This is a genomic window from Ruegeria sp. AF5 (assembly GCF_056541905.1).
This window is the reverse complement of sequence record NZ_JBQFYZ010000013.1, coordinates 70,210-85,433: the sequence shown is the minus strand read 5'-3', so window position 1 is coordinate 85,433 and position 15,224 is coordinate 70,210. Positions and strand designations below refer to the sequence as shown.

Genomic DNA, 15,224 nt, shown 5'->3' with positions numbered 1-15,224 from the left:
TTATGTCTGTGCTGTCCAAGAGGACAAAATAGGCGATAAAATGCGGGTCTCCGCCATTATATGTGTAGTCAAAATAGACACCATCCAGATGCACATTTCCGGCCCCTTCCAGAACCAGACGCGTAAAACAGGCTGGCGATGCGGGATCAGCAGACCGGATCGTCACTGGTGACCGGTAGGACGCATTCAGCCTCAGGGTTCCATAATTCCCGGATTCTAGCAGAAAGGTCTCTCCGCCGTGGGCACTTTGCAAGACCGCGGCAAGAGCTGTGGCATCTGCAACAGGCTGACCTTTTGTCTGAACCGCAGAAAGACGGGATTGTACATGTCGCCCCTGGCATGGGGTCTGGGCGGCAACATCAAATCCCAGCGTGCATATCAACGTCCCCGCCAGAGCAATCATTCTGAACCCAGCCATAATTCATCTTTCTAAGCACCCACATCTGCCTGAAAGTTTAGGCAAGCCATGTTCTGCTGTCTATTGCGACCCGCGCCTTTCAAAACCTCAACATCCGCGACCACCCTGTCGGGATCATCACCTTCCCTGACGTCACCGGGCAATTCATTGCCGATGCCAACCGAAGATACGCAAGGACATGCCTGAATGATGTCAATTTTGTGTCCGCTGTTGCGATGTTGGAATCAATACTTCAAACCACACTCAACCGCCAAGGGAAGTGGAACAATTCCCGGTATCGAGTATCAAGTTAACTCGGAAATGAGCGCGAAGGGACGTCATTGTCCCGATACAGGCAACAATTTCCAAACATAGCCATATTTCGGCCACTCTGCCGCCTTCGGGTGGCTGTTCCATCCGTCCTGGGTGTGCGGGATCTCGTGCGCTGCCACTCACAGCGCCTATGAAACAGAAGGTGAAATATGTCGACGACAATCACGGTAACCTCTGCGGCAGAGCTGAACCAGGCCTTGTCTCAGGCGACAGGTGGGGAAACCATACTGCTTGCGGCGGGCGATTACGGTCAGCTCAACCTCCACTACACGAATTTCGCATCGAATGTGACGATCCAATCCGCGGATCCGAATGCGCAAGCCAGCTTTTCCGGTATTCACGTCAAGCAATCATCGAACGTCACATTCGACGGCATCAAGTTCGACTACACTTACAATAGTGGCGACTACCATTTCCAAAGTCCGTTCAGTGTCTATGACAGCCAGAACATCGCGTTCAAAAACTCGATCTTCGATGGCGACGTTGCCAGCGGCACAGGCACATCCGCGGACGGCACCGGTTATGGAACAGGCCTGACGATCAGTGGCTCGACCAATGTCAGTATTGACAACACCGAGTTCTTGAAATGGTGGAAAGCTGTCATTGCCGCGAACTCTAACGGGGTCAGCGTTACCGGCAGTGATATCCACACGATACGGTCCGACGGTCTGGTCTTCGACAATGTCGACAACATTCTGGTTGAGAATAACTATATTCACGATTTCGGCGGCGCAGCCGGGTCCGGCGATCACCGCGACATGATCCAGATTCAGCGCGCCAACGGCAGCGGCAGTGACAACATCACCATCCGCAACAACGTGTTCGACATGGGGAACGGGGACTTTACCCAAACCATCTGGGCTGGTGGTGACGGCCAGGATATCAACGATCCCAACGTGATCCATCACAACGTGCTGATCGAAGGGAACACGATCTACAACGGCCATTTCCACGGCATTTCTCTTTATGGGGTAGATGGGCTTACGATCACTCAGAATTCAGTTCTGCATGTGGACGAAAAGACGCTGACCGGCGGGATCGAGATCCCGGTGATCAACGTTTCCTCAGGTTCCACAAACGTCACCATCGATCAGAACATTACATCTCAGATCGTAGGGTATAACGGGCAATCCGACTGGAACGTCAGCAACAACGCCTTGATCCAGCCCGGTGAGTACGACCAGAACTTCACCTACCAGGCAACGGCGCAGGGGAATGGTTACAACCAGTATGTCGTCATCCCAGGCAGCCTGGCTGACACACTAAACGCCGGTTCGGCCCATTCGTATGGCACCTCGGGGTCCACCACTCCGCAGCAGGGCGGCACCACGCCCCCCGACAGTGGCTCCACGTCTCCGGACAGCGGAGTCCAACAGCCCGACACTGGGTCCGAGCAGCCTGATACCGGGTCTGAACAACCCGACACCGGGTCCGAGCCTGTTAGTGGCGAACCGCAGGGCGAACTGATGATCGACATAACCCATCAGGACAGCCCGGAGAGCATTGAGTACCAGGACGGAATTTCTGACATCAGCAAAGTCTCCTCCCAGGTCGACGCGACGCAGGCCGAGGGCGATACAAGCGCCGAGCAGCCTGACACAGGCTCGGAACAACCCGACACGGGTTCAGAGCAACCTGACACCGACTCCGAACTTATCCTTGCCGACAGCTCACAAGACGAAATGTCGGTGATCGACATCACCAATCAGGACAGTCGGGGGAACATCGGGCACCTGGACGGGATTTCTGACGCCGAGCAAGTCAGCTTCTCGATCGACGTGACGCGGGAAGAAGGCGACACAACAGCCGAGCGGCTTGTGTGGAACCACTCGAATTTCGGCCTGAAGCTGAACAAGAAAGGGCATCTGGTCGCAAAAATCGACAACAATGATGGCGGGTTCCACGACGGCTTCAAGATCACGGATGTCAATCTGAGCGACGGTGAAACACATGAGGTCACCCTGATGGTCGATCAGGCTACCGATCGCCTTCAGGTTCTGGTCGATGGTGCCGTTGTCCTGGACGAAACCAATACGGATTTCGACTTCGCCGGTGGCCGGGAAAGAGACTGGTACGTTGGTGACAGCGTCGACACCTTTGCGATCGGCGATGAGACCCCGTTTGTCGAGCAGTATTCCGATTTGTTCGCGTAACGGCAAAGATCGCCAGAAAAGCAACTTATTGATCGCTACTGTATGGGCGGGTTCCGGGAAATCGGACCCACCCACATCTATTCTGACCACCGGCATTGCCAGTTATGTAAGCTTGGGTACATACGCTCTTTGAATGCTGCCAGTATTCATCTAAATGATTAGTCAAACAGCTATGCCAGTGCCTTAAAAGGCGTATTACAAAAAGCATTTTGTCGTGATTGGTCCCGTTTCAAACGCCGCGCTAGGCTACGAGTTTTTTGGGAGAGTAAATGGTACAGTCAGAAATACGCTGGCATACGGATTGCAGGCAAGACTATCTGGATACGATCTGGAACATCATAACGGATGAAAAACCGGCCCGGATCATGGAAATCGGCGGCACGACCAGCCGTTCGACTGGTGATAGGCCCCTGCCGGATCACGTCTCCTCGTTCACCATCAGCGATATCAGTGCCGAAGAACTGTCCCATGTCTCGGACGATTTCGACACGCTGCAGATCAACGCTTGTGGAGATGTTAGCCATGTGGATCAGAAATTCGATCTGATCATGTCGAAATTCTGTGGCGAGCACATGCCGGACGGCAAGCAGTTCCACAGAAACATGCATCACCTTCTGGCGGATGGTGGCGTTGCCGTTCACCTAGTGCCGACCATTTTCGCCTCGCCATTCTTGATCAACTGGCTGTTTCCCGAACAACTGACACGCAAGGCGGTTCAACTGTTGCAGCCCCGGCGCTTTGATGGCCAGAATACCGGCAAATTCCCCGCCTATTACTCACTGTGTCGCGGCTCGACCCCGTACATGCGAAAGGCGCTGGCGGATATCGGGTTTTCGAGCATCGAAGTACATGAATATTACGGGCACCATTACTATGATAAGATTTTCGGCCTGCGGCAGCTGGATAACGGGCTGGCGCGCCTCTGCGCCCGGCACGAATGGGCTGTTTATTCTTCCTATGCCATCATCATAACGCGCAAGTAAGTGCCCCAGATCGGGCCCACGGCGTTTGACATGAAACCAGCAAGACCGGAGGCTGTGGAAAGAGCGGAGCCACAAAACAGCCAAACAGACGAAGTAATGGAATTGACGCCCCAGTTTATGAATACCCGCTTCGACAGGTGGAGCGCATGACAAGTTGAGATCCGAGGACGTAGAGATGTTAGAGTCGAAAAGTTATCAGGCCTATATGAACAGCCCATACAAAAGCAGTAAGCATTCCACTTACTTCGATGTGTATGACAAACTTTTTTCTCCTTACATCGGAAAGGATATCACGTTTGTTGAGATCGGCGTTCTGGGTGGTGGATCTCTTTTCATGTGGCGGGAGTTCTTTGGCCCACAGGCGCGCATCATCGGCGTTGAACTGAACCCCGATGCAAAGCGCTGGGAACAGGAAGGGTTCGAGATTTTCATCGGCAGCCAGAGCGATCCGGATTTCCTTGAAAAAATCGCAAGGGAAGTCGGTGACATCGACATCGTTCTGGATGATGGCGGCCACACCTATGAACAACAGATCATTACGACGGAATGCCTGCTGCCGCATATCAAGGAGGGCGGGATGCTTGTGGTCGAAGACACCCATACCTCCTACATGGAAGGGTTCGGCCTCAGGCACCGTTCCTTCATCAAATATGCCATGAACATGGTGGACCGTATCAACCATCGGTTCTCGCGCCTGACGCCTGACGCCTCGGAAAAACGCGCATGGGGAATCAGCTTCTTTGAATCCTTTGTCGTCTTTGACGTGAACCGCAAAGCGACCTCGGTTGTGTCTGCACCGACGGAGAACAACGGTGAAGATTTGCACGCCAAGGATTTCAGGCATGCAGATAATCAGACCTATGAAACCCTTCTGAAAACATCCAAGGGGCTGTCCGCGCTCAAAGCGGTTCCGGGAATGCGTGCAGTAGCGAGACTGGTTCGGGCGACGGTGTCTTTGCCGTCCAACATGAAACGCGCCCGCAAGTTGAAAGAGTATTTCTGACCAGCCTCAAGCCCTGCGGTCACTTGGCTACTTTATCCGTGCCATCCACCTGCAAAACATGACTCGGGCTGTTTCTGGTGTTACAGAAAGATATGGTTGTTTTTGTTTGAGATTGCTTGCCATGGTATCGTTTGGCAAAGAGCGTGTTTTCGTTTCTGGGCGCCAGTATCGCACAACCACCGTTTTGTGTGTGATTTCCTGTATTCTTGTATTGTCTGTCATACTTCGTCTTTGGGGAATTGAACCTCGAAGCCTGTCTCATCCGGAAATCTACGTCCCGGGTATCAATCTTGTTCCCGGCATCTCTGAACCACCGCCACGCCATAACCTTGCCGAAACCGTCTGGTGGCATTTCCACGATGAGCCGCATCCTATGGGATGGTATGTGGCAATGCTGGGCTGGACCAACACATTCGGCACATCCCACTTTTCCCTGCGCTTCCCGGGGGTTCTGTTTGCCGTGGGATCAATCCCGCTTATTTTTCTGGTCGCGCGGAATATCTTTGGGTCAACCGTAGGCTGCCTGGCCTCCTTATTGCTGGCACTTCATGGGTTTCACATCTTTTGGAGCCAGATGGCCCGCATGTATGCTGCCGGAGCCTGCCTGTCCCTTCTGGCAACTTGGCTGTTGTTATGCCTCATCCGATCCCGCGAACCACGTCCGGCGATCGAGATTACCTATATCGTCACCGCAATGGCAGGCGTTCTCACTGTCGAGTTTTTCTGGCCCCTGCTTCTGATTCATCTGCTCTGGACAGTCCTGGTTCTACCCCGGCCCGAAAATATACCAGGGCGTCTGTCTAATCGAATTGACCTACGGCATCCCCCTCGACTGTTTCAGGTTCAGGCTCTTGCTTTCATTCTATCCGCTCCGGCGCTGACTCATGCGGTTTATCGCGCACGAAAAGGTGCAGTCGATGAGCCGTCCCCGGAATTCCTGGCCGAGTATTTCTCATTTGGGTTTTTATTTGCACAGGACAATTTCACGATCCCGCCTCTACAGATCCCCATGGTTCCCGCATGGCTGCTGCTGGCATTTTCCCTCCTTTTATTGGCAGCCAGTTTGAAAGCACCCAAACGCGAGGCCCCTGTCACAAGCTCAGGTCGGTCGATCCCTATATGGATTCCGGCTGTTGCAGCCATCTGCTCGGCCTGCTTCATGTTCTGGCTAGCCACAATCGCCCACCGCCGAAACGAAGCACTGATGGTGATGTCCATCTTGCCCCTTCTGGCTCTGCTCATTCCTGTTCTGGGTACGCTTTGGAGGGGGTTAGTCCCCCGACTGCCATCGCGTACACTACATTACCCTCAGGAACGCACCTTGTTGCTATGGTTCATCGCGGTAGGTGCACCGCTGATCCTGTTCGCTGCGTCCTACAAGGTATCAGTCCTTGCGCCACGGGCCTTTCTGATTTTCATACCTTATTTGTTGATCCTGAGCGCCGCAGGCGCGGTCTGGCTCTTCCAAGCCAGCCTTCTCCGACTGTCGGCAATGGGTGCCTGCGTCATCGTATTTGCCGCCAGTGTATTCTATGCTGCCCAAAAACCCGGATCTCCCAATGATTATCAAGGCATTGCGCTGGCCATGCGGCCTGAAATGCACCCTGACGATCTTGTCTTTATGAAACAGGTCCGTGACTGGACCGATACACCCCTGTTCTATTATCTCGAAACTGCGCATTATGTCGTCTCAGACCACAAAGCTGCACTTCAGACCAACCCTGAGGCTCGTGTCTGGCTGGTCACCTGGCCCTATGAAGAAAACCCGGTTATCGACGATGCACGGCGGGCAGCACTGCGTGGCTATAAACCGATCCTAACAATAAAAAAATTACGGGCCAGCGCAGAACTCTTTGAACCTGATACCAAACCATGATCACCTGTGCTCACATACACAAAACAAGAAAGTCGCAATGGCGCCGTTAAACATGCACCTTCCCACATCCCTGTCGCGAGCAAAAAACCCAGATCAGGGTGTGCCCACGCTCAGCATCGTTGTGCCCATGTTTAACGAGGAAGAGGTGCTGCCGATTCTGTTCGACCGACTTGGCAACTTCCTTGAAACCCTTGGTGAAAGTTATGAGATCATCTGCGTCAACGATGGCAGCACCGACAGGACCGCCGCCATTCTGGCCGAGGCGCATGAACGTGATAAACGCGTCAAAGTATTGAACTTTTCACGTAATTTTGGAAAAGAAATTGCGCTGACCGCCGGGCTTGATGTCACCACCGGTCAGGCTGTTATTCCTATTGATGCGGATTTGCAGGACCCGCCTGAACTGATTGAAACCTTCCTCGAGAAATGGCGGGCGGGGTTTGATGTCGTCTATGCCGTCCGACGCCACCGCGACAGCGATACCGCGATGAAACGCTGGTCGGCACTGAAATTCTATCAGGTCATCAACCGGGTTTCGGGCGTGCCTATCCCCGCCAATACCGGCGATTTTCGCCTAATGGACCGGCGCGTGGTTCAGGCTGTTGTTCAACTGCGCGAGCACAATCGCTTTATGAAAGGCCTTTTTGCTTGGGTCGGGTTTCGGCACATCGAGGTGGCGTATGACCGTCCCGAGCGTGCAGCGGGACAGACCAAGTTCAACTACTGGCGCCTTTGGAACTTTGCGCTGGACGGTATTACCGGTTTCAGCACCGTACCGCTCAGGATTGCAGGTTATGTCGGAATGCTGACTGCGTTGGCTGCGATTATCTATGGTGTTTTCCTGATCTCACGCACCCTTATTTACGGGGTGGATGTGCCTGGCTATGCCTCATTGATGGTTGCTGTGCTGCTGATCGGTGGCCTGCAGCTTGTCGTGCTGGGTGTGATCGGGGAATATCTGGGACGGCTTTATGCAGAAGCTCAGAAACGCCCGCTTTACATTGTCGAAAGCAGTCTCGGGCTTGAATCCCGGGACGACCATTCGCCTTGATCCCTCAATCGTCCTGTGAACCCGCTGCAGTTCATCTGCGCCGATAGACCAGCACGTCTCCGTCCCCCAGTGTTCCGGGGAACTCACGCACATGATCCAATTGCCCTTCTGCGTCGCGTTTTAAATCCGGAATGGCGCGGAACATCCGGCCAGGGAACAGAACAACCAGCATTACAGGACCTGGCTGGGCCATCGCTTCGGAATACTCGTGCGCATCCCCGATGGTTCTCCAGTCAGCGTCGAAATGAGCTTCAAAAAGAGGCCCGCCCGGATTGATCGCATATATCCGGTCTGACGGACTGCGGGTTTCTTCCACAAGCGCAAAGGCCCCGGCCAGATCCTGTTTCGGGGCAGAATAGTTTCGCTGCACCAGAAGCACGGACACCACAATCATCGCCATAACACCCAGAGCAAAGAGAGGCCGTCCGAATTGGGGCTGCCGAACCCACCGTGCCACCACATCAGCCCCATGCCGACACCCCACAACGGCGAGGATAATGACGGGACCAATGTCGACAAAAAAGAACCTGGGCCAAATCCGCATTTCAAGCGAAAGAAGAAGGGTCAGCGTCACAGCGATATGCATGGCAATAGAAGGGAAAAACAACGGCTGCGTCACATGTGCCCCCACAGCGCCGAATACGATGACTGCCAGCCCGCCGATGGCGATAAACAACATTAGCGGACCGGTATTCCCAACCGCAGTCCGCAAACCTTCGACAATTGTCCAAAGCGGGTTCTGATATTCCTGCATGGGGTCCACGGCGGATGTCGCCGAAACCTCGCTTACGGTGCCCGCGATACTTGGCAAGATCGGCAGATATGCGAACAGGACCAGAACCAGCGCAACCGCAACACCCAACAGCGGATGCAGCACCCATTCGCGGGTCAAAGCGCCCCGGCCAAACCCGGTCACCAGGGAAAGCAGCCAGATGAGGCCCAATGCAACAAAGAAAAATGCACCGGTCAGATGCGTGAAAACAGCGGCCGCGGCGGTAAAGCCGAACGCAACCCAGGTGCCGGTCGCTGGCTGGCGCGTCCCCCGCAGAAAGAAAATGAAGCCAAGTGTGCTCCAGAACGCAAGCTCAGTATAACCGCGCGCATTTTGAGAGAACCAAACCTGATGATAGGACAGGGCTACCAGCAAAGCTGACACATGCGCAATCGTGCTGTCTGCAACCTCTTTTGCCAGCCACCAGATTACCCCGACAAGACCGACGCCAAACAGGACGGCCGGAAACCGGTATGCCCATGCCTGATCTCCGAATATCTGGGAAACCAGCTTTGCCTTCATGCTGAAAAAGTAATGATGGTTCATCGAATAATCACGCATCATCTCACTCCACGGAAGGCTGACATGCGTATCGACGGTCCGGATTTCGTCATACCACAAGGGTGCGTTCAGCCCGGCGCTTCTGAGGACTGCGGCAAGAAGAAGAATAAGCAGGAGTATTGCCAGATCATTGCGGTCAGGCATGGGGGAAGTCTGTTTCATGGGCTTCTCCAGTCACGCCAGGCTCAATGCGGGCATCGTTAAAAATCGACAGCAGGGGCGTGGCGCAAGCAAATATCGATCCTTCTTTCGCAGCGCACCGTACCTGCGGGGTACACTGACACAAAGTTTCAATGCAGGCGATTTCATCCAATAAACGCTCAAGAATTATCAATAGTTTGCAAGATACTTTGCGATTGTTTCTCTTTTGCGCACTCTGTCAGGCTGCTTTTTCCAGCATTTGACGATAAAGCTGTTCGATCCGTGCATGTACATGGTCCGGGTCAAAACGCTCCTCACGCGCCAGTGCGCGGGCGTTGGCCCCCAGAGTTTTGCGCAGCCCTTCGTTTTCTGCAAGCTCCAGCACAGCCGCGGCCAGCCCTTCAACATCACCAACAGGACAAAGCCGCCCAACCCGTTCAGACACAAACTCACTCACACCACCGCAGTCGGTCGCTATCACTGGCAAACCGGCGTGAAAGGCTTCAACAATTGAAATCGGCAATGCCTCCCAACGGGACGTGAGCAGCATGAAATCCGCGGCGGCCATATGCAGAGGGACGGTATCGATCAGTCCCAGAACCCGGATGTTTTCACCAACTGGGCCAGCACATCGATCATCAAGTTGATACCCTTTTGCGGATCCTGCTCTGGTTGCCCTGAAATATAGGCCATAGACGAAACCCCTTACCCCCCTTGTCCAGAACACATGTGGACGTCACACAAACCCGCCATCCAGAAAGGCTTTGCCAAATCGATTACAACCTCAGCACCGTTGACCTGATATTGTACAGGGCCAAGCTATTTGAGACATCGCCATCATATGGCAGATGCATGGCCCATCAAAGGTATCTTTGACAATAGATACGTCGGAAGAATGTGGGAATGCGCGAAGCGATTGGTCAGAAATGAAACGGTGAGCCCCCCACTGAAGTGGCGCTACAACACCCTATGTTGGAAACATCTGGCTGCTTTCCCCGTCATACACGGTCTCCTCCACAATCCGAAGCCTCTCCTACGCAGACCAGTACCGACGGCGATGATTTAAATCTCAGACATGAGCATATGCTCAAGGATAACCTTAAGCCACCTTGGTCAGGCCACGGTGGCCCGTCGAAATTGAGACCAGTTCAATTGAGCTAGCGCTCACAAGCCCCGGAAACCGTCGTTCGGATGAACCAATCGCCGACAATGCATTTACGGATCACTCAGGTGGAGCTGATCACGAGATAAGAGTGAACTCATACCGATGGTTCCCAGTGCGGAAAATGCCTCTGCAAAACTTTTTCAACAACGATTTGAGCAAATGCGGATTTCCAAACTCTCCACCGACCTCCTCTTGGAAAGTATGACAGGATAAAGTGGTTGTGTTACAAATTTGTTCAACTATGGGCTGTTATCGAGCCGACAATGAGCAGGAGCACCGAATTACCGCCTTTTCCTTGTGCTCACCAGTAAACGTGTAGGAGCATCTGGAGGTTGCCGTGAGTGTGCTCGATGCCTGCCTGTCCTATCGCAGCAGATGCAAAGGCATTGGATTCCTGCATCAGCTGTTTGCCACCACCTGCCAGACACGCCCTAGCGGCACGCATGTAAATGATCAAAGCTTTGCAACAGATATCCAAGAACGCCTCCCAAAATCACCTCAGCGTTCAATGAATTATAAATATTACAAAAATGGGCCCCGCCACATAATACCTTCCGAACCGAGGCCGCATGTCAAAGAAGGACGAATGCGGACACTAACAGCAACTGCAATAGCGCTCTGTGCTATGAGGGTCTGGTGAAAGAAACACTCGAGCAAGCCGGCTACATTGCAGCAAGTCGTAGCTATTGGTTACTCGTCCTAGCCGGAATAGGGGGCATCGGTCCATTTATGTAGCCGGTGCAATGGTCGGGTAACGAGATCAACTATTTCGATCTTTCCTATAAGTTTGCCCAAACCGGCGCAAATCGTCACGCGGTCTCCCCCACATATCAGGCTCGAATTCGCTCTCAGCGCCTCTGAGCGTGATGTTCTATCATGGATCCGTGCCAACACGGCACCGAATGCGGCAATCGTAATGCAGGAGGATCAATTCTGGAGGGCGATCCGTTTCCCGGGAGGGATGGAGCGATTTAACGGACGGGATTTCGTCTTCAATTTCAAATACATTCCAACCAGCAAACCCGATGTCGTGCGCGGGTACCAGTTATTGCAAGCACGTCGCGCATTCTTTGATGGAGAATGTGCCAAGAACACCGTGTTGCGCGCGGATTACGCCGTAATCCGGTTTCGGTCAGGGATAGCCCCAGCGGATTGCGTCACTATAGTATATTCTAACAACGAGTTCCTAATCGGACGAGTTTTGCCGCAGGAGGCAGACAGGGTCGACCTTCAACGGACATAAAACCTTTCAATACGGGGATCTACCATCATGAAGTGCATTATCTGGCATTTTCGCACAGTACTTTCTCGCATTCTCTGACACCTTATTAATCTTGATAAGTATCGCTTATCGTGTTTATTTGATTTTGCTGAAAAATGCACGCAGAATAGGTGCCATGAAGCCCGCTGTCCCCTATCTCCCGGCCGCCTCCCCTGCCCTGTCCCAAGCCGATCAGGCGGCGCTGACCGATCTCTATGTCCGCGGCACCCCGGCCAACACGCTGCGGGCCTATGAGCGCGACCTGCTCTACATCACCGCCTGGGCCAATGTGGCCTTCAAGAAGCCGCTTGAGTGGCCGGAGCGCCAAGACATCGCGCTGGCTTTCATTCTCGATCACGCCCGGAATCTCAATGACGCAGCGCCAGATGATCGCGCTCGCCGGACCGCGGAGGCTCTGATCAAACAAGGCCTGCGCAAGTCCCTCGCCTGCCCGGCCCCGTCAACGCTGGACCGGCGCATTGCCTCCTGGCTGGCCTTTCACCGGATGAAAAACCTCGCCGCGCCCTTCGATGCTCCGCAGGTGAAACAGGCGCGGTCCAAGGCGCGGCGGGCTGCAGCCCGGCCCCCTGCCCCAAAATCGCAGCACCCGATCACCCGCGATGTGCTGGAGCAGCTGCTGGCCACCTGTCGCGGCTCTCGCCGGGATTGTCGCGACCGGGCGATCCTGATGCTGGGTTGGGCCAGCGGTGGGCGACGACGCTCCGAGATTACGGCTCTGATGCGGGAAGATGTGTCCTTGAAAGAGTTCGAGACCAAGGGTCTGGTGTGGATCTCACTGCTGGAAACCAAGACCACGAGCAAGGGCGACACCCCGCGATTGGTGCTGAAATCCCGCGCGGCACAGGCGCTGGTGCATTGGATTGAGGTGGGCCAGATCGGGGATGGGCCGCTGTTCCGGCCCATCTCCAAGGCCGACCACGTGCTCAAGCGCCGCCTGTCCCCTGATGCGATCTACCAGATTGTTCGACACCGACTGAAACTGGCGGGGCTGCCTGAAGGCTTCGCCTCGCCCCACGGGCTGCGCTCGGGGTTTCTGACGCAAGCCGCATTGGATGGCGCCCCGATCCAGGCCGCCATGCGCTTGTCCCTGCACCGCTCCATGGCACAGGCGCAGAAATACTATGACGACGTCGATATCGCAGAGAATCCGGCAACGGACCTGTTGGGGTAGACGGTTCGACCAATGCCGTAAGATCAATCAGGCTGACGACTTGCGTGCCGGTCCCCTGCGCCCTCACGCCTGATTTTGGAACGCACAAAGGACGGCTTCGAAATCACCAGAACGTAGGAATACAAACCCGGTAGACTAACTCTCGGATTCTAAGTTTCTTACCACCAAGAAACCTCAATCAAGGACCCAACCAACCCGGCATCGCACAGCCTGCGGCTTGCTGGTTATTCTAGAAAACTGTGCAACCGCAGCCGATCTCATACCGCCCGGTCTTATGGTGTCAATCTTACTGCGGCCGGAACAACCTTCTATTGCATCATGGCAGCTCGAATGAAAAGCTTAAGCATAATTGGTGTTAAGTGGGTAAATCGTTTATGTTTGAAATCTTGTTGCGTGGAATACTGCTTTTTCCATTACTCATTTTGCCCGGTGCATGGATCGCGTTTTCTGGATTACTAAAAAATGTGGACCTCTGGGATCGCCTTGGGCTTTCGTTTGCCCTCTCAATCCCAATGTCTTGCGCACAGTTTCTAGCCTTGGCGTATATGGGGGTTGGTACGGACCACATTCCTTGGGTTATCCTGATAACAAACTTGGGTGCGGTATGGTTAATCGCTCGATCTTGGCAATGGGTACCTATCCAAGGCTATCGTCAGATTATTCCCGGCGCATTGGTACTGCCTTTGGCAGTGTTGATTATACATGCAAACGCACCAAACGTTTATCAATGGTCACACACATTTCTGCATGCCGATCTAATTTATGCCTTGATGGAGAACCCAACGGCACCAGAAGAATGGCAACTAGCCGGACTGGGTACGGGCTATCCTTGGTTCGGACATCTCCAACGGGTTTTGCTTACTCAGGTTCTCAACCAATCTCCAATAAGCGCCTATCTGTGGATCAACCCGGCAATGGCGTTTGGATTTGGCACTCTGTCCATTCTCGTCGTCAGAGCTGTTGGGGGCAGGGTCGTGGCAATGTCTTTGGCACCAATCATCGCCGCCTTGTCAACAAACCCAATCGGTGTACTGGCCAAACCCATTTCTTCGTCACTTTGGAGTGGAATTGAACGTTTTCACTTTCTGATGGGAGATCCACGTTATGATGCTACCGGCTTAAAATTTCTTTATCTGAACACCAACCAGGTCGGGTTGATTCTTCTGCTAGCATTGTTGCTCACAATTCTGCGTTCGGGCTCGTCGCAAAACCTTAGAGCAACGGTTCCTATATGGCTAATTTGTCTAGTTGGAACCGGGCTCGTTTATCCGCTCTATCTTCCGTCTGCAGCGGTATTCCTAGGGGCTGCTGGCATTACATGGATGGTTGACAGAACCAAAAACCTCAAAGAACGCCTAAGAAATGTTGCGCTGCTGTATATGTCTGTAGTCTTGGCAGCGGCTTGCACATATTTCCTCGTAACATACCAAACAGGTGATCGCATTACGGGAGCAGGGATCGAACTTAATGTCCCGGGGCAGATTTGGCGTCATGCCGTAGCCACCATAACCGCACTTTTGATCCCTATTTCTGCGTGGCTGTATTTTTTGACTAAAGGATGCCCCATACCTCGTGGACAGCTCATTTTCTTGTCGATTGCAGCAGTTACTTCAAGTTCCATGGCGGTACTTCTGCATATCCCAAATTTTCGCAACGAGTACAAATTTGTGATGGTTGCAGCAATATGCGGCCTACCTTTTGTAGCATTGTTGCTCGAGCGTCTTTGGCAACAGTCTAGAGTACCATGGACCGGAGCAATACTTCTTCTTGTAATCATCGTCGGCGGGGGCATGTCCGTCTACCCAAGGATGAAAACTGATCAAGCACCTTTTGAGATTAGTTTCTCAAACTTAGATCAAAAACTGTCGGACCCCGCAGGGCTGGGCGACGCCCTGACTGTCATACGAGAAAAAACAGAACCCGGTACGCCGACTTTAGTTGGGCAAACCGAGCTGCATGTCACGCCCTTCACACGACGTCCAGTGTATGTCCTTTACAATGAAGATGCTCAGCTAACCGGACTGGGGATGAGGAACGGATACCTTCTGTATGATGTCAAAGGCTTTGATCATGCCTTGCTAGAATCCAGACAAAACCGCCTAAACACCTTTCTGAACACTGGGTCAGTTGAGGCAAGGGAGCAGGCCTACCGCTCAATTCGCAATGAGCTGGGTAAACCTTTGGTGGTTTTATCGGAAAGAACAAGGCAATTCTCACTATCGTCGTGGATGACAAATCGTGACGCAGAGCTTCTACACGAAGGCGTTCGTTATTCGGTCTGGTATCTCAAATAGCAACCCCCGGTTCACATAATTCCTCCCGATTGCATCTGCATA

Annotated in this window: 9 protein-coding genes and 1 pseudogene; 7 read left to right on the top strand and 3 right to left on the bottom strand. The window is 53.4% G+C overall.

Annotated features, from left to right (window positions below):
• Positions 1 to 418: pseudogene (locus ACR0DS_RS16140) on the bottom strand (hypothetical protein); the annotation flags it as partial.
• A gap of 461 nt (positions 419 to 879) precedes the next feature.
• Here ACR0DS_RS16140 and ACR0DS_RS16135 point away from each other — a divergent pair.
• The 5 genes from ACR0DS_RS16135 (at position 880) to ACR0DS_RS16115 (ending at position 7,796) form a co-directional block, all read left to right on the top strand.
• Positions 880 to 2,883, top strand: a complete 2,004-nt coding sequence (locus ACR0DS_RS16135; protein ID WP_480484458.1) for a hypothetical protein — start codon at positions 880 to 882, stop codon at positions 2,881 to 2,883.
• A gap of 269 nt (positions 2,884 to 3,152) precedes the next feature.
• Positions 3,153 to 3,866, top strand: coding sequence for a class I SAM-dependent methyltransferase (locus ACR0DS_RS16130; protein ID WP_480560153.1), 714 nt, complete (start codon positions 3,153 to 3,155; stop codon positions 3,864 to 3,866).
• Positions 3,867 to 4,041: 175 nt separating this feature from the next.
• On the top strand, positions 4,042 to 4,869 hold the full coding sequence (locus tag ACR0DS_RS16125) for a class I SAM-dependent methyltransferase (protein WP_480484460.1): 828 nt from the start codon (positions 4,042 to 4,044) through the stop codon (positions 4,867 to 4,869).
• Positions 4,870 to 4,990: 121 nt separating this feature from the next.
• Positions 4,991 to 6,745, top strand: a complete 1,755-nt coding sequence (locus ACR0DS_RS16120) for a glycosyltransferase family 39 protein (protein WP_480484461.1) — start codon at positions 4,991 to 4,993, stop codon at positions 6,743 to 6,745.
• A gap of 37 nt (positions 6,746 to 6,782) precedes the next feature.
• Entirely contained in the window at positions 6,783 to 7,796 is a 1,014-nt protein-coding gene (locus ACR0DS_RS16115) for a glycosyltransferase family 2 protein (RefSeq protein ID WP_480529104.1), read from the top strand.
• A gap of 31 nt (positions 7,797 to 7,827) precedes the next feature.
• On the opposite strand, the gene ACR0DS_RS16110 is transcribed toward ACR0DS_RS16115, so the two are convergent.
• Entirely contained in the window at positions 7,828 to 9,291 is a 1,464-nt protein-coding gene (locus ACR0DS_RS16110) for a glycosyltransferase family 39 protein (protein WP_480560157.1), read from the bottom strand.
• 217 nt (positions 9,292 to 9,508) lie between these two features.
• Positions 9,509 to 9,877 carry a glycosyltransferase gene (locus ACR0DS_RS16105; RefSeq protein ID WP_480484479.1) on the bottom strand — a complete coding sequence of 123 codons (369 nt, stop codon included), beginning with the start codon at positions 9,875 to 9,877 and terminating at the stop codon, positions 9,509 to 9,511.
• 1,955 nt (positions 9,878 to 11,832) lie between these two features.
• Here ACR0DS_RS16105 and ACR0DS_RS16100 point away from each other — a divergent pair.
• Together ACR0DS_RS16100 and ACR0DS_RS16095 are read left to right on the top strand one after the other, a co-directional pair.
• Complete coding sequence (locus ACR0DS_RS16100) at positions 11,833 to 12,888, top strand: tyrosine-type recombinase/integrase (RefSeq protein WP_480529108.1); 1,056 nt, start codon at positions 11,833 to 11,835, stop codon at positions 12,886 to 12,888.
• A 374-nt stretch (positions 12,889 to 13,262) separates the two neighbouring features.
• Positions 13,263 to 15,182 carry a hypothetical protein gene (locus ACR0DS_RS16095; protein WP_480560159.1) on the top strand — a complete coding sequence of 640 codons (1,920 nt, stop codon included), beginning with the start codon at positions 13,263 to 13,265 and terminating at the stop codon, positions 15,180 to 15,182.
• The last annotated feature ends 42 nt before the right edge of the window (positions 15,183 to 15,224 follow it).